This window comes from Gottfriedia luciferensis, assembly GCF_001712755.1.
Classification (GTDB): Bacteria; Bacillota; Bacilli; order Bacillales; family Bacillaceae_G; genus Gottfriedia; species Gottfriedia luciferensis_B.
This window is the reverse complement of sequence record NZ_MDKC01000032.1, coordinates 59,536-75,261: the sequence shown is the minus strand read 5'-3', so window position 1 is coordinate 75,261 and position 15,726 is coordinate 59,536. Positions and strand designations below refer to the sequence as shown.

Sequence of the window (15,726 nt, the reverse complement as noted above, 5' to 3'; positions counted from 1 at the left end):
AGTAAAGAATATTTATTGCTTAGAATTGGTTAAAGAAAAGGTGGAATTTTGTGTCGAATGAAATGAGAGAAAAAGCCATTTTAGTTGGATGTCAGCTTCAAAATGTAGATGATGATCGGTTTAATTATTCATTGGACGAATTAGCATCACTTACGAAAACAGCAAATGGAGAAGTAGTTTTAATAACTTCACAAAAAAGAACTAAATATCATCCAGCATTATACATAGGGACAGGTAAAGTAGAAGAGTTAGAGGCAGCAATTGCAGAGTTAGAACCTGATGTTGTTATTTTTAATAATGAACTAACTCCATCTCAAATACGTAATTTATCTGCAAGATTAGAAAAAAGGGTAATTGATCGTACACAATTAATATTAGACATATTTGCACAGCGAGCGAAAACAAAAGAAGGTAAATTACAGGTTGAACTGGCTCAATTACAATATTTGATGCCAAGATTAGTTGGTCAAGGGACTGAGTTATCAAGGCTTGGTGGAGGTATTGGTACAAGAGGACCAGGTGAAACAAAGCTAGAATCTGATCGTCGTCACATTCGAAAACGTATTGATGACATTAAACAGCAATTAAACATAGTCGTTGAACATCGTAAACGTTATCGTGAGCGACGTAAGAAAAATGAAATGTTTCATATTTCATTAGTAGGTTATACAAATGCAGGAAAATCAACATTATTTAACCGACTAACTAAATCTGATGTGTATGAGCAAGATTTACTGTTTGCGACATTAGATCCGACAACTAGAAAATTTGTTTTATCAAATGGTATGACAACTTTACTTACAGATACGGTTGGTTTTATTCAGGATTTACCAACTTCACTTATTGCTGCATTCCGTTCAACACTTGAAGAAGCAACGGAAGCAGATTTCATTCTTCATGTTGTCGATGCATCTCATGAAAATTATAAAAGCCATGAAGTAACAGTTTCTAAATTATTGAATGATTTAGATGTTGAAAATATTCCAATTTTAACTGTCTATAATAAAATAGATCAAGTTCATGAGGACTTTGTACCGTCACCATCCGAAGGTTTTATTGAAATGAGTGCTTTAAATGAAGATGATTTAAGTAAATTACGTCAAAGAATTGAATTTGAATGTAAACAGTATATGGAATATTTTGAGGCATTTGTACCAGCTTACGAGGGCAAATTAATTCATGAAATCAAAAAACTAACGATGATTGAATCAATCAACTTTAATGAAGAATCAGAAATCTATCAAATTACCGGGTACGTTTTCAAAGAACATTCAATTTATGATACTGTAAAAAGATATAGAATATATAAGGAGCAATAATCAATGCTAGAATTTTTATCAAACGGGGAAAAAATTGCACCATTAGTGGCAGATGTTGAAAAATTAATTTCAGAAGCCCATAAAGAAATTGACGAAGTGATTGAATATAACCAATTCAAAGTTTTACAAAGCTTTCGAAAACATAAAGTGAGTGATAGTCATTTTATCCCAACAACTGGTTATGGTTATGATGATATCGGAAGAGATACATTAGAAGAAATTTTTGCAGATGTTTTAGGTGGAGAAGCTGGTTTAGTGAGACCGCAAATCATTTCTGGAACTCATGCAATTTCAACTGCTTTATTTGGCGTACTAAGACCAGGGGATGAGCTTTTATACATTACTGGGAAGCCATACGATACATTAGAGGAAATCGTAGGGATTCGTGGGGAAAGTGGAAATGGCTCATTAAAAGACTTTGGAATTGGATACGAATCAATCGAATTAGTAAATGATGAACGAATCAATTATGAAAAAGTAGCAAATAAAATGACAAGTAATACGAAAGTAATCGGTATTCAGCGTTCAAAAGGTTACGGAACAAGACCTTCATATACAATTGAACAAATTAAAGAGATGATTGATTTTGTAAAAGAAATTGATCCAAATGTCATTGTTTTTGTAGATAATTGCTATGGTGAGTTTGTTGAAAAACTAGAGCCATGCCATGTAGGAGCAGATTTAATGGCAGGTTCATTAATTAAAAATCCTGGTGGTGGACTTGCCAAAACAGGTGGTTATATTGTAGGACGTAAAGATTTAGTCGAAAAATGTGGCTATCGTTTAACATCTCCTGGAATTGGACGTGAAGCTGGTGCTTCTCTTTATGCGTTACAAGATATGTATCATGGCTTTTTTATGGCGCCACATATTACTGGTCAAGCTTTAAAAGGAGCTTTATTTACTGCTGCATTTTTAGAAAAGCTTGGAATGAACACAAATCCTTCATGGGATGCAGTAAGAACTGATTTAATACAATCTGTTCAATTTGATGATAAAGAAAAAATGATAGCATTTTGTCAGGCAATTCAAGCGGCTTCACCAATCAATGCTCATTTTACGCCAACAGCAAACTATATGCCTGGATACGAAGACGATGTCATCATGGCAGCGGGGACATTTATCCAAGGTGCAAGTATTGAGTTAACAGCAGACGGTCCAATAAGAGCTCCTTATGTTGCATATGTTCAAGGTGGTTTAACATATGCTCATGTGAAAATCGCAATTTGTTCGGCAGTTAATTCTTTAATTGAAAAAAATCTATTAGAAATTTAAAATAAAATAGCTCATGACCTCTAGTCATGAGCTATTTTATATATGAAAATAATTGGGGACTTACTTTCATAATGAAAAAGGTTCTATCTATATTTCTATCTTACAGGTTAATTCTTAAATTAACCTTAACACTATCATTAAAATTTTGTAATGTTTATCTAATCTTGTATTAAGGTTAGGAGTATACGAGTATATAGAAGTTGGGTATACAGTATAGATTCAGTAATGTATGGAGGAAAAACAATGGAAAATCTACCTAATTGTCCTAAGTGTAATTCAGCATATACATACGAAGATGGAAATCTTTTAATTTGTCCGGAATGTGCTTATGAATGGACAATGGAAACAGAACATACGAATGACGAAACAATAGTAGTAAAAGATGCTAACGGAAATATTTTAAATGATGGGGATTCAGTTACAGTTATAAAAGATTTAAAAGTAAAGGGCACATCACTTGTCGTTAAAATTGGTACAAAAGTGAAAAGTATTCGATTAGTTGAAGGTGATCACGATATCGATTGTAAAATTGAAGGCTTTGGTGCCATGAAGTTGAAGTCTGAGTTTGTTAAAAAAGCGTAGTATCGTTATTTAAAATTTCTATTAAAAGAAAAATGCATCAAGTCAAAAGGCTCGATGCATTTGTTTTATATGTAAACTTGAGTAATATGATGATTATTTGAAAGGTCATAAGTTTTAATATGTTTTGGATTCAGCGGCTATTGTGAATTCTTTAGAATTAATATAGGAGAATGAATTATGAAACTTTTTCAAAGTAAAAATACTCATGATCATGCAAACAGCTGTTACCAAGAGATTCTAACACCTCTTGGTCAAGTTATGTTAGAACTAAATATTGATGACGAACGTTACACTAACTTAACTAAAATTTCGGATTGCTTTAAGCTCCATAATGGAGGCACTTTACTTAGTTATAAACAGCATCTCTTTATTGCCGAATTAGTAATTTGCAACCCTAATTATAAAATCCCTAATCATATGAAAGTTGAAAAAGTTATCGCTGGAATATGGAGGATTAAACCATTAGTTAAAAATTTAAAATGTAAGTTCGATACAAAATTAATACCAATCAATTTAAACGAAACTGTTTGTAGTTCTGATAGTGGACAAAATCTAGATGCCATAACATTTGAGTATAAAGAATTTAAAATGACGATTGGAACACAAGACGGAAATACATTATTAAACCGAGTACATGAAAAAGACATGATGGCGAATAAATTTAATCGATTGGATCAAGAATTTCCAGACAATATAATTCATTACAGGAAAGACTATACTGGACTTTCTGTGCCACTTACATCACTTGAAAGAAACGAAGTAACTCAAATTCATTTTGTTATCGCTTGGAATTATGCACTAGATGAATATGATAGTTCAACATGGTTTGCTGCTGATTTGTCTAGTAAAGCAATTCTTTCTGGTGAAGAATTAATTTAAATTTACTAAATAAAGTAAAAAATAATAGTTTGATATAAATTGATATTTGTTAAAATAAAAGAGATGTAATTAAACGTTTACATTCATTGATATTATTGCAATTATTTTTTTAAAATCGCACGACATAGAAGAAGGTTAACAACAGTTAATTTAAATTTATAAAAATATCACAATTTGTTCTAAATGCAAATCCCTCAATGTGTTTATATAGAATACATGAGGTGAGTGATTTGAAAGTTGATTCGATCGGTGGAACTGAACAAACTCTTAATCATATGAATAAAACATTGATACTTGCAAAAAGAGTAAGATTAAGACCAACTAAAGAACAAGAAACACAATTATGGAAATCAGTGGGAACTGCCAGATGGGCTTATAACTGGGCATTGTCCAAACAGAAAGAAAGCTATAAAAACAGTGGGAAGTTTATTTTTGATGGTCTGTTAAGAAAAGAATTAACAATATTAAAACAAACAGATGAATTTTCATGGCTTTATGAAGTATCGAATAATATTACAAAACAAGCGATAAAAGATCTTTGTCATGCGTATGAAAAGTTCTTTAAAGGGTTAGCAGATCAACCACGATTCAAAAGTAAAAGAAAATCAAAACCATCCTTTTATAACGAAAATGTGAAGTTGAAAGTAAAAGGAAAGAAAGTATTGATTGAAAAAGTCGGTTGGGTTGTAGTTTCCGAATGTATACCAGATAAAAAATACTATAATCCTAGAATTAGTAATGATGGTAAATACTGGTATCTTTCTGTAGGGATTGAAGAATCTAAACCAATTGTTGAACTGACAAATGTCTCACTTGGAATTGATGTAGGAATTAAAGAGTTAGCCGTTTGTTCAGATGGCACTAGGAAGAAAAATATTAACAAAACAAGCAATGTGAGAAGGGGAGAGAAACGCATACGTAGGTTGCAACGTCAAATTTCTCGTAAATATGAAATAAACAAGGAGGGAAACCGTTTCGTCAAAACAAGCAACATTATAAAAATCGAAAAAAAAATACAACACCTCTATAGAAGGTTGACGAATATCAGACTAAACCATCTTCATCAATCCACGAGCGAAATCGTGAAAACCAAACCTTATCGCATCGTAATGGAAGCTATAAATATCAAGGGAATGATGAAGAATAAACACCTGTCAAAAGCAATCGCAAAGCAGTGTTTATTTAAATTCAAACGCCAAATTCAGTATAAATGTGAAAAATATGGCATTGAATTTGTAGAAGCTAATCAATGGTACCCATCTTCTAAAACGTGTTCAAGTTGTGGGAATAAGAAAAATGATTTAAATCTATCAGACCGATTATACAAATGTGAATGCGGTCATGAAATCGATCGAGATATAAACGCAGCAATCAACTTGTCACGATATAAATTAGTAAACTGATACCTAGACGTCATTACTAATATGTAGGATTCGTTGTATCCGAATTTACGCCCTTGGAGTGTTAGACCAAACGAAAGTAGCCTAACTAGGCAAAATCGGACACGTAGAAAAGGGAAATAAACGAAATCTATTAAAAATAATGTTTTTTATTGATTTTTATAAGTTTTTGGCAACGGTGTTTAATTGAATAACCGAGCGCATAATTTTGCAATGGATTATGTAAATTCAGAGGAAAAACAAAAGATGCTATATAAACGGACTCTATTGATGGTTAGCATTTCGCAAATTTTTGGTGGAGCAGGATTAGCTGCCGGAGTTACAGTCGGTGCACTATTAGCTCAACAAATGCTTGGAACAGATGCTTTTACTGGTCTGCCAGCATCCCTTTTTACACTAGGCTCAGCAGGAGCGGCATTAATTGTTGGTAGGCTTTCGCAAAGATTTGGTCGACGAATCGGGCTTGCTGCAGGATTTTTTACTGGTGGACTTGGTGCAATCGGTGTAGTAATTGCAGCAATGACAAACAGTATTATCCTTTTATTTGCCTCACTTTTGATATACGGTGCAGGAACAGCAACCAATTTGCAGGCTAGATATGCGGGAACTGATTTAGCAAATAATAAACAACGTGCAAAAGCGATTAGTATTGCAATGGTTTCCACAACATTTGGTGCTGTTGCAGGTCCTAACCTAGTAGGCCCAATGGGGAAATTTGCTGTCTCCATTGGCGTGCCAGCACTTGCAGGTCCATTCATTTTATCTGCAACTGCTTTTATTTTGGCTGGTCTGTTTCTTTTCGTTATGCTTAATCCAGACCCATTAATTATGGCAAAAATGATCGAGTCAAATAAAACAAAACAAGTTAATGTGGAAAATTCATCACCTGTTGAAAGTATTAAAAACAAGAGGGGAATTGCTGTTGGAGCCGCAACTATGGTGCTGACACAAATTGTAATGGTTGCTATTATGACAATGACACCGATCCATATGGAACATCACGGTCATGGACTAAATGAAGTAGGGATTGTGATTGCGTTTCATATTGGCTCGATGTATCTTCCTTCATTGATTACAGGAATTCTTGTTGATAAAGTCGGTCGAACTGCCATGTCGATTGCGTCTGGGGCGACTCTACTCTTAGCAGGATTGACCGCTGCATTAGCACCTAGTGATTCAATGATTCTCCTAGTAGTTGCGCTTTCATTACTAGGATTAGGTTGGAACTTTGGACTAATAAGTGGAACTGCTCAAATTGTTGATTCAACAGATTCATCTACACGTGCCAAAACTCAAGGGACTGTTGATGTATTTATTGCACTAGCAGGAGCATCTGGTGGTGCTTTGTCTGGAATGATTGTAGCTAATTCAAGCTATGCAACATTATCATTAGCTGGAGGAGCTTTGTCTTTAATCCTTATTCCAGTCGTGATTTGGTCACGTGGAGGAAAAAAAGAACGTGAACAAGGGCTTCAAATGTAAAAATCAAATTTAATTTATAATTAAGATGAAATAGGAGCTGATTAATCAGCTCCTATTTCACAATTTGCATGCTTGATAAAAAGTTTAATTAAATTCTTAGTAAAACCGTATATTTAATTGTGCCCGCGAATTGAATTCGTGCTCAATTACAAAGGGGGAAATATGAAAAAATTTTTAGCTTATTTCATACTAATAATGTTATTGATCAGTTTAACCAGCTGTTCTTTAAGCAAAAACACAAGTAAGGATATTTTTCATTATAAAAATTCTTATGTCGGTAATAACAGTGCTGTAGGAAATATTATAAAACAATTACCGAATCATAAAGAATTCACCCAAATGTCACTCCAAACAAAAAAGAAGCCTTATGGTGTGACGATTGAATATAAGAATTTACCCGCAAATACTAAAAATATAGTAATAAATAATGCAACTTACTTATTTACATTGATCAAAAACGTAGAATGGATTGTTTTTGATTTTGCTGATCAAAAATATACTTTGACAAGACAACAACTTGATCAATGGTATGGAAAAGATTTAGGCTCATATACGAATGAAAAGGAACTAGAGGAACTAGTCCACACTAATTTAAAAGATAAAAGCAAAGTAAATCAGTTTTTTAAGAAATAAGGTCTTTTTTTTAGTCATTATTAAAGGGATTGATAAATTTTAAATAGGTTAATAGATTGAGAAATAGTAGTAAACGGATATAAAGGGGTAAACGAATGTCTATTTTAACAAATGAATCTGAATTTAAGGTTCTAATTGAAAAGGAACTAATTCCGAATGTAAACCTCAAGAGTGAACGTCCAAATAACCCAATTGTCGTTAAGAATATTCCAGAAGGTTGGAAATGCATTGGATCAGGTAATTATGCGGCTGTTTTTATACACCATTCTGAACCAAATGTGGTTGTTAAGGTGTATGGAAAAGATCTAGACGGTTTAGAAAAAGAAGTTCAAGTCTATAAACAATTAGGAGAGCATCCAGCATATTCGAAATTGATCCAATTTGGTGAAAAATACCTAGTATTAAAAAGATTAGAGGGAATTACCCTATACAACGCTCTTGCAAATGGTGATCGAATACCTGAAAGTGTGATTAAAGATGTAAATATTGCGCTTAAGTATGCGATCAGTCGTGGGTTAAATCCATACGATGTTCACGGAAAAAATGTGATGATGAAAGATGGTAGAGGGTACGTTGTAGATATATCTGATTTTTACAAAAAAGGAAAAGATGAAAAGTGGGAAGATCTAGTCAAAGCTTACTATAAACTATATAAAAAAACATTGTATAAAGTACCTATTAAAATCCCGTTGAAATTCTTGGATTTTACTAGACATTCATACAGATTTTACAAAAAATTGAAGAGGAAAATTTAAAATAGATCACGTTGAGATATGTGACGATAAGTGCAATAGGTTTTATAATTGAACATTTTATGTGACTGCAAATGAATTCTAAACAAGAAATAGCGATTGATATTTAAAGAAGACTAGTATTCGGGCTAGTCTTCTTTAGATTGCAGTTATTCATTTAGTATTTATGTTGAGGATAAATTGGCTCTTAGTTTTGTACTCTTTTTTCACTAAGACCTAATTAAAATAGAGTCTGTTTTCATTAAATATCTTTGTGATTTTCATAATTTAACAATTGTTTATGATTATAAAACTTCTCAAAAATGAGTCCCATTAAATAGTAAAATACTAAGCCGAAACATAGATGAATAAGTGTAAATTTAATACCAAATGAAGCAAATTCATAGATAACGACAGGTAGTTTAGCCGTTGTCCAAACTCCTAAAAAGAAAACAACATAGCGAATACTTGCTCCTTTTTTCAATAAAAGTACCGCGATTGGAAAAGCTAGGTATAGAGGACCAGCTGCAATACCTCCTAGTAAAAGAGCAAACAGAACACCGTAAATGCCAGATTTATCTCCCATATATTTAATAAGAGTTTCTTTTTCAACCCATTTATCAAGTAAGCCAACAAAAATTAAAACAGGTGGAAGAAGAAATAACATATTTAATATACTATTTCCAGTTAACTGAAATGCTTTCATTCCAAGTGAGTGGTTTAATAATGTTAGTACGATGAAAGCTATTAATAAAATAAAAAAGAAACGATATTTTTTTAATTGACTCATACCATCACCAACCATATTATATATGCAAATAAAAGAGACATTAAAAGTCCACTTGCATTACGTGCATATGCAAAACTTTTTCCAAATAATTTTTGTTCCATAGGTAAAGTAATAATTCCTACTGACATTAAAGTTGACATTAATACTGCTACTTGTGGGAGTCCAGCACCATTTTGGACTAATGTTTCTCCAAGAGGAAAAACGATAAAGCTTGGAATTAGTCCAACTGAACCAATTAATGTAGATAGTATTATTCCTTTCACTCCAGAGTGTTGGCCAATAATTGATGAAACGAGTGAAGGCGTTAATAAAGATAAGGATAGTCCTACAAAAAACATAATCGTTAAAATTTCAGGGAAAATATTACAAAACATTCTCCATGACTTTAATAGTGCATCTTTTGTTTTCTTTCGATCTTTTATAAAAGAGATACAAGTAAGAATTATAGCTAAACTGTATAGGATCGATGCATTAATCATGATCCTTCTCCTTCCTTCCATTCATTGTATTTGTTTATGAAAAATGTTAAATTTTTAAGCTTTTCTTCGATGTTTATTTGAAATTCTTCTAATTTTTCTTTTCCAACTTCAGTAATTTTGTACATCTTGATCGGTTTATCTTGTTCGGATTTACCTAAATAAGACTCAACAGCACCTTCAGTCTCTAATTGCTTTAGAGTTCGATATAATATAGAACTATCAATTGGATTAATTGGAAGTTCTTCCTCACACTTTTGCAAAAGTTTCCCTCCATAACAATCTCCCTCTGTTAAAAACAATAAAAGAAATGCACCAGTATGTCGGCCCGTATGTTTCATAAATATAAACCTCCTAAATTTGTGTATTTCCAAAGATTAATTTCATACTGTTAATAACAATATACTGTTAATTACAGTAATATGTTACTAACAGTAAATATACTCTGTTAATTTATTTCAACATTTTAAAAAATTTCTCTTTCTAAGGAGAGATTGGATGATTAGGTTTATACAAGAGCATTTCTTTAGTTGAGAAATGCTTTTTTATCATTTAAAGAATGTAAGGATATTTTTATAACAATAATAATATAATAAAAAACAACAATAATTTATTGTAAAACGATAAATTATATGGTAAATTCAAAATGAAAATAATTTAGTGAGGTGCATTTATGAAACGAGGGTCAACTCTCTTTTTAAAAATAGTAGTGATTCTTATTGGTCTCCCAGTTCTTGCATTGTGTATATTTGTGGTTCCGAAGATTGCAGAATTTGCTGCTGAACTGTATCCGAATATTGCTTTAATGAAAATTTTTATTTTTATAGATCTATATGCTGCAGCGGTTCCTTTCTATTTTGCGCTTTATCAAGCTTTTAAACTTTTAAGCTACATTGATAAAAACAAAGCTTTCTCGGAATTATCGGTTAACGCTTTAAAGAAAATAAAGTTTAGTGCAATCGCAATCAGTGTTTTGTATGTACTAGGGTTGCCACTTTTTTATTTAATCGCTGATATGGATGACGCTCCAGGAATAATCGTTATTGGCATGGTCTTGATTTTTGCTTCATTGGTAATTGGAGTCTTTGCAGCCGTTCTCGAAAGGCTTTTGAAAGAAGCGATTGATATAAAATCAGAAAATGATTTAACAGTCTGAGGTGAGAACATGGCAATTATTATTAATATTGACGTGATGTTAGCAAAAAGGAAAATGAGTGTAACCGAGCTTTCGGAAAGGGTTGGGATTACGATGGCGAATCTTTCTATTTTGAAAAACGGTAAGGCAAAAGCGATACGTTTTGCAACTTTAGAAGCGATTTGTAATGCCTTAGACTGTCAACCTGGAGATATTTTAGAGTACCAAAATGATGAAGACAACAAATAGATCGTTAAGATTGATATAAATTATGAAGGAGAGCTAATTGTGAATTTAATACTTCAAAAGGATGAGTCATATTTTATAAGAGCGTTCAAACAACTTGTTCGATTTGGTTGGGAGCAGGCTTTATCATGTATTTTTCCTGTTGTGATTTTTGCCTCTTTAGCTTTTACTAAAATTGTGCCACTTCCATTTCTTCCAAGATATGATTGGTTACTATTGATCTGTATTTTGATGCAGTGGTTAATGGTGCGTACTAGGCTAGAAACATTGGATGAATTAAAGGTCATCACACTTTTTCACCTAATTGGACTTGCGCTTGAACTTTTTAAGGTACATATGGGCTCTTGGGCATATCCTGGAGAAGGATACTCAAAACTATTTGGAGTGCCACTATATAGTGGTTTCATGTACGCAAGTGTTGCCAGTTATTTATGTCAAGCGTGGAGAAGGCTGAATGTTGAACTAATTAATTGGCCACCATTTTTGATAGTTGCTTCACTTGCAGCGTCAATTTATTTGAATTTCTTTACTCACCATTTTTGGATAGACGTTCGTTGGTGGTTATCAGGGCTTGTAATAATTGTTTTTTGGAAATCTTGGGTCACTTATGAAGTTAATGGGACCAGGTACCGTATGCCAATCGCACTTTCTTTCGTACTAATCGGATTTTTTATATGGATAGCCGAAAATATTGCAACGTTTTTTGGTGCTTGGCAATATCCTAATCAGTCGGTTGCATGGAGTTTAGTTCATCTAGGTAAAGTAAGTTCATGGCTATTATTAGTTATTGTAAGCTTTCTGATCGTAGCTACCTTAAAGCGAGTTAAAGGAAATAATTCAATTAAAAGGAAAGACACTAAAAAAAGTAAAAATATGTAGAAGTTTATATGTTTGAAATCAAAAAAATAACCTGTATCAAAGATTAACTAGTAATCAGATACAGGTTTATTAATAATTTGTATCGTTAGTATATTTTAATAAGATGCCTAAACCTAATATACTGCCTACTTACCGATAAGATTCATAAACCCTTTGTATATTAGGAAAAGGGAGAAAATTAAAATAGCTAAAATACCAATTAAATCTGTTAATGGCTCTACACTTGATAAGAATGTGCCTGCTAAAGGCATTTTGATTAAAGCAAAACCAGCAATAATACTAGCTAACATTAAAAAAATTCTTTCCATTCATTCATCCCTCCATTCAATATATTTTATGTGCAAGTAGAATGTAAGTGCTTTCAAAAACGAGCATTTATAAAAAATGTGCGTTTGTCACGGTAAAGTTGAGATCGTTTTCATATAAATACACTAAAAGTAAACTTAGAGGAGAGTGGGGTTTAGAATACTATTTAATAGATTAAATAGTATTCTAGTTCTTTTTACATCGATGTATAGTCGACACTATTTCTTTCCTATCATTTAACTACTTTTTAATATAAACGCCGTTTCACTTATTATTCTCTTTCATCTATTAATAGAGATTAATCATAATAGGAGTGAAGAATAATTGAGTTCAAAGCATAAACATGATGTATCTTTTCAAACGTGGAATCTTTATTTAGGAGCGGATCTCACGCCGTTAATAGGAACAACACTGGCACAAATTCCCCAGCGCGTAACAGAAGTATTTCAGCAATTTCTAGCAACTGACATAACTACTCGCGTAAAGGCAATTGCTAAAGGAATCGCAAAAGAAAAACCTGATTTTATAGGTTTACAAGAGGCTGAATTATTACAGCTAATTATCCCTACATTTGGGATTGTTACTTTCGATTTTATTGAATTATTAATAGGAGAATTAGAAAAACTTGGATTGAAATACAAAATTGGAGCTAAGAACGATAATCTATCGGTAGGCCTACCTGATCTTAATGGAAATTTAGTTCAATATTTAGATAGGGATGCCATATTGATTCGGAAAGATTCTGAATGGAAAATACTAAGTAAACAGGAAGCAAACTTTCAAACAAATTTAACTTTACCCGTAGGAGGACAAGCTATAACAGTGCTTCGCGGATGGTCCTCCTTAGAAGTAAGAAAAGGGGGGAAAGTTTTCAAATTAATTAATACACATTTGGAACCAAATGACGAAGCTGTTCGTAATGCTCAAGCAACCGAAATCCTTCTAGGGCCTGCAAATACACAGTTACCAGTTATTATTTCTGGAGATATGAATGCTGTTCCTAATAGCACGACATACAATCTATTTGTTAATTCGGGCTTAAATGATTTATGGAATTTCGTTGGAATAGGACTAGGATTTACTGGACATCAAGCACCAAACCTATTAAATTCAGTGTCTTTGTTGAACGAAAGAGTAGATTATATCTATTATAAAAATGGCTGGAATCCACTATCGGCTCATCTAATTGGAAACTCACAGAGTGACAGAACAAAAACTGGTCTTTGGCCATCGGATCATGCAGGGTTATTTTCAAGATTAAGTTTGAAATACAATCATGATGATCATTAGTTAACTACTGAATAAATAAGAAATGACCGCAATTTTACACAAGGCGGTCATTTCTATTCAACCTTATTAATTCTATGAAGGGCATTTCATTATTGAAATTGAATACTATGTAAAATAAACAATTTTTAAGGAGGTTTTAATGAAAAGAGTTAGTCTGTTCAAGCTAACGTTTATCATATTGCCTTTACTACTTGTTGCTTGTCGTTTCACATCTTCAGAAAGCCAATCAATTATAGATTGGGTAGACTTTGTTCGATGGAATGGTGTTGAGTACAATGGCATCCAATCAGGAATTTTAGCTAATGAAAAATTTATTGATGAAAAAATAGGGGAAGTAAAATTCAGGGTAGCAGATCATGTCACAAATTCTAATTATAAAATTAAAGATGGAGATGCAGCATTCCACGAAAAAGGAACGGACATTTATTCAATCAAGGGTAATCCTGAATTAATTGCCTTAAAGGATAAAACTGCCATAAATGGATATAGAATTTATTATGCAAAAGGAACAACTGATTATAAGTGGTATTTTAAAGATGTACCAATCGAAAAAGTAGATCTGATTGAAATCTACCAATCTTATTCACCTAGCGCGAAAAAGATATCTGAGATAAAAGACAAAGGAAAAATAGTTAACTTCCTGGATATTTTAAAGAATAGTAAGGAAGATTCAAATTTTCAACCAAACAATGATCATACAGATTCTACTCACTATGAAATTGTATTATATACAGATGAACCAATCGCTTATAAGTATACGATTGAATTTGACGGTGCTAATTACTACTGGTACCCGTGGGATACTTCGATTTTATCAAATGAGATTGGAAAATTTATACCAAAGTAATGTTTTAACTACATATACACCTATATTTAAATACAAAAATTGACTCGCTAATTATATTTTTAGCGAGTTTTTGCTTTACATAATAATTCCACTACATAGGACAAAATTCAAATCCATTATGTGCAATCCCATCAAAATCTAGTCTTCGAAAAACACTAGTAAAATATGTGAAATTATAGATGAAACTAGCACATTTTTTATATTAAACTACTTTCAAAGATGGTAAAATATGGTTATAACATATTGGGAAGCTGATCTTTTTTACGGAGGGGCAATATTTGAGAAAGCCAAATATATTTTTGATAAGCGTAGCCATCCTAGCTTTATGCTTAGGTGGATTTTATTTTGAAAAAATGAAGAATACCAAAGCAAGGAATGAAATATGCATTGGTTATAACTACACAAAGTTCGGGAAAAATGTAATCAAATTTAATCCAGTTAAAGTAGAAAAACAAGTAAAATTAAATAAATTAGAAGAGATCTATTTATTTAGTAAAAAAATTGAAAAACCAATTGTTGATTTAGCTACATATGATGTTCAGTTATCATTCAGAAGTCCAATAGATGAAACTGTTGAATATAGTTCATTACTTTGGTTCACAAAGAATGGTGCCATCATAAAAATTAATGGATTTAATGGATTTCGGAGTGTTGGTATTGAGAATGCCAAATCAATAAAAAATATAATAAACTATATAGAGTTGTAATAATTAAATAATGTTTTAGTAAATGAGTTGTCATGGCAACTTATTTTTTTTTGCTGTTATAAGAAAGAATTGATTGGATATTTAGTAGTTTAAGAAATGATATAATATGATAGTAGTTCAAATAGCAAAATGAATAATTAAACTTTAAGTTGGTGATTGAATGTTTCGTTTCTTTAAATTTAAAAAGAAGGTAAGCTTCAGTGAACAATTATGTGAATTGCAAAAGATTGGTATACAATTAAATCCAATTATAAATGAAGAATTAATTCTTGCTGAGTATAGTGAAGAAGAATTTGAAAGAGAACCTTACCTATTACTACTTATTGCATTAGGAAGTGAATTGGAGCTAAACGAAAATTACTGTTCAAATGAAATATGGTATTTGGATACGGAATGTATTGAGGACACAGGAGATTATGTTCGCATTGCAGAAAGAATTAGAGACTTATCTAAAAATTACTTAGATTTTAAAAATATTAAAGATAATGTAGATATTGAAAATCAAGAGGCATCAATTTCGTTTACTTTAGATGAAAAAGATTATTGTTGGAAGTTAGAAGTAAATGATGACTGGATCGATGAGCAAATTATTGTTCAGTTTAATGATTTATTAGAAATAAAAAATACGGATAAGAGGGTTTATATTCTAGATTTAGGAGGACAAGATTGTTTAGTTGGTATTTATTCTAAGGAACAAGTAAAAAAGTTAAATAACTTACTTAAAGGATCTAAATTTGTATCTTTATAAA

The 15,726-nt window shown here is 32.0% G+C and carries 19 protein-coding genes; 15 read left to right on the top strand and 4 right to left on the bottom strand.

All coding sequences use genetic code 11. The annotated features are described in order from the left end of the window. Positions 1-62 precede the first annotated feature (62 nt). The 8 genes from hflX to BED47_RS15335 all read left to right on the top strand — a co-directional run bounded on the left by hflX (position 63) and on the right by BED47_RS15335 (position 8,325). Positions 63-1,319, top strand: a complete 1,257-nt coding sequence (gene hflX, locus BED47_RS15370; protein ID WP_069034535.1) for a GTPase HflX — start codon at positions 63-65, stop codon at positions 1,317-1,319. Between the two features lie 3 nt (positions 1,320-1,322). After that, complete coding sequence (locus BED47_RS15365; protein ID WP_069034403.1) at positions 1,323-2,594, top strand: aminotransferase class I/II-fold pyridoxal phosphate-dependent enzyme; 1,272 nt, start codon at positions 1,323-1,325, stop codon at positions 2,592-2,594. Between the two features lie 243 nt (positions 2,595-2,837). After that, on the top strand, positions 2,838-3,176 hold the full coding sequence (locus BED47_RS15360) for a zinc ribbon domain-containing protein YjdM (RefSeq protein WP_069034402.1): 339 nt from the start codon (positions 2,838-2,840) through the stop codon (positions 3,174-3,176). 177 nt (positions 3,177-3,353) lie between these two features. After that, positions 3,354-4,055 (top strand): hypothetical protein, encoded by a 702-nt coding sequence (locus BED47_RS15355; RefSeq protein ID WP_069034401.1) that lies wholly within the window; start codon positions 3,354-3,356, stop codon positions 4,053-4,055. Between the two features lie 287 nt (positions 4,056-4,342). Further along, positions 4,343-5,458: an RNA-guided endonuclease InsQ/TnpB family protein gene (locus BED47_RS15350; RefSeq protein WP_069034534.1), complete on the top strand. Its 1,116-nt coding sequence runs from the start codon at positions 4,343-4,345 to the stop codon at positions 5,456-5,458. 210 nt (positions 5,459-5,668) lie between these two features. Continuing rightward, on the top strand, positions 5,669-6,937 hold the full coding sequence (locus BED47_RS15345; protein ID WP_069034533.1) for an MFS transporter: 1,269 nt from the start codon (positions 5,669-5,671) through the stop codon (positions 6,935-6,937). A 162-nt stretch (positions 6,938-7,099) separates the two neighbouring features. Beyond that, positions 7,100-7,570 (top strand): DUF4825 domain-containing protein, encoded by a 471-nt coding sequence (locus BED47_RS15340; protein ID WP_069034400.1) that lies wholly within the window; start codon positions 7,100-7,102, stop codon positions 7,568-7,570. Between the two features lie 95 nt (positions 7,571-7,665). Further along, positions 7,666-8,325, top strand: a complete 660-nt coding sequence (locus BED47_RS15335) for a serine/threonine protein kinase (protein ID WP_069034399.1) — start codon at positions 7,666-7,668, stop codon at positions 8,323-8,325. 238 nt (positions 8,326-8,563) lie between these two features. Here the strand turns inward: BED47_RS15335 and BED47_RS15330 are convergent, their stop codons facing one another. Genes BED47_RS15330 through BED47_RS15320 form a run of 3 tightly spaced genes read right to left on the bottom strand, consistent with a single transcriptional unit; the run spans position 8,564 to position 9,908 of the window. Next, positions 8,564-9,091 (bottom strand): permease, encoded by a 528-nt coding sequence (locus BED47_RS15330; protein ID WP_069034398.1) that lies wholly within the window; start codon positions 9,089-9,091, stop codon positions 8,564-8,566. Next, positions 9,088-9,570, bottom strand: a complete 483-nt coding sequence (locus tag BED47_RS15325; RefSeq protein ID WP_069034397.1) for a hypothetical protein — start codon at positions 9,568-9,570, stop codon at positions 9,088-9,090. The genes BED47_RS15330 and BED47_RS15325 overlap by 4 nt, the downstream gene beginning before the upstream one ends. Beyond that, positions 9,567-9,908 carry a PadR family transcriptional regulator gene (locus BED47_RS15320; protein ID WP_069034396.1) on the bottom strand — a complete coding sequence of 114 codons (342 nt, stop codon included), beginning with the start codon at positions 9,906-9,908 and terminating at the stop codon, positions 9,567-9,569. Before BED47_RS15320 ends, BED47_RS15325 begins: the two co-directional genes overlap by 4 nt. A 332-nt stretch (positions 9,909-10,240) precedes the next feature. Here BED47_RS15320 and BED47_RS15315 point away from each other — a divergent pair, with 332 nt between their 5' ends. The 3 genes from BED47_RS15315 (at position 10,241) to BED47_RS15305 (ending at position 11,827) form a co-directional block, all read left to right on the top strand. Next, positions 10,241-10,723, top strand: coding sequence for a DUF2975 domain-containing protein (locus tag BED47_RS15315; RefSeq protein ID WP_069034395.1), 483 nt, complete (start codon positions 10,241-10,243; stop codon positions 10,721-10,723). Between the two features lie 9 nt (positions 10,724-10,732). Continuing rightward, entirely contained in the window at positions 10,733-10,951 is a 219-nt protein-coding gene (locus BED47_RS15310) for a helix-turn-helix domain-containing protein (RefSeq protein WP_069034394.1), read from the top strand. Between the two features lie 75 nt (positions 10,952-11,026). Next, positions 11,027-11,827 (top strand): DUF817 domain-containing protein, encoded by an 801-nt coding sequence (locus BED47_RS15305; protein WP_084006958.1) that lies wholly within the window; start codon positions 11,027-11,029, stop codon positions 11,825-11,827. Positions 11,828-11,952: 125 nt separating this feature from the next. Here BED47_RS15305 and BED47_RS15300 read toward each other — a convergent pair whose 3' ends face one another. After that, complete coding sequence (locus tag BED47_RS15300; RefSeq protein WP_069034392.1) at positions 11,953-12,135, bottom strand: hypothetical protein; 183 nt, start codon at positions 12,133-12,135, stop codon at positions 11,953-11,955. A gap of 322 nt (positions 12,136-12,457) precedes the next feature. Here BED47_RS15300 and BED47_RS15295 point away from each other — a divergent pair, with 322 nt between their 5' ends. The 4 genes from BED47_RS15295 (at position 12,458) to BED47_RS15280 (ending at position 15,725) form a co-directional block, all read left to right on the top strand. After that, a complete protein-coding gene (locus BED47_RS15295; protein ID WP_069034391.1) occupies positions 12,458-13,423 on the top strand; it encodes an endonuclease/exonuclease/phosphatase family protein in 966 nt (321 codons plus the stop codon). A 139-nt stretch (positions 13,424-13,562) separates the two neighbouring features. After that, positions 13,563-14,270, top strand: a complete 708-nt coding sequence (locus BED47_RS15290) for a hypothetical protein (RefSeq protein ID WP_069034390.1) — start codon at positions 13,563-13,565, stop codon at positions 14,268-14,270. A 278-nt stretch (positions 14,271-14,548) separates the two neighbouring features. After that, complete coding sequence (locus BED47_RS15285) at positions 14,549-14,977, top strand: hypothetical protein (protein ID WP_069034389.1); 429 nt, start codon at positions 14,549-14,551, stop codon at positions 14,975-14,977. Positions 14,978-15,137: 160 nt separating this feature from the next. Then, on the top strand, positions 15,138-15,725 hold the full coding sequence (locus tag BED47_RS15280) for a hypothetical protein (protein ID WP_069034388.1): 588 nt from the start codon (positions 15,138-15,140) through the stop codon (positions 15,723-15,725). Position 15,726: the final 1 nt, after the last annotated feature.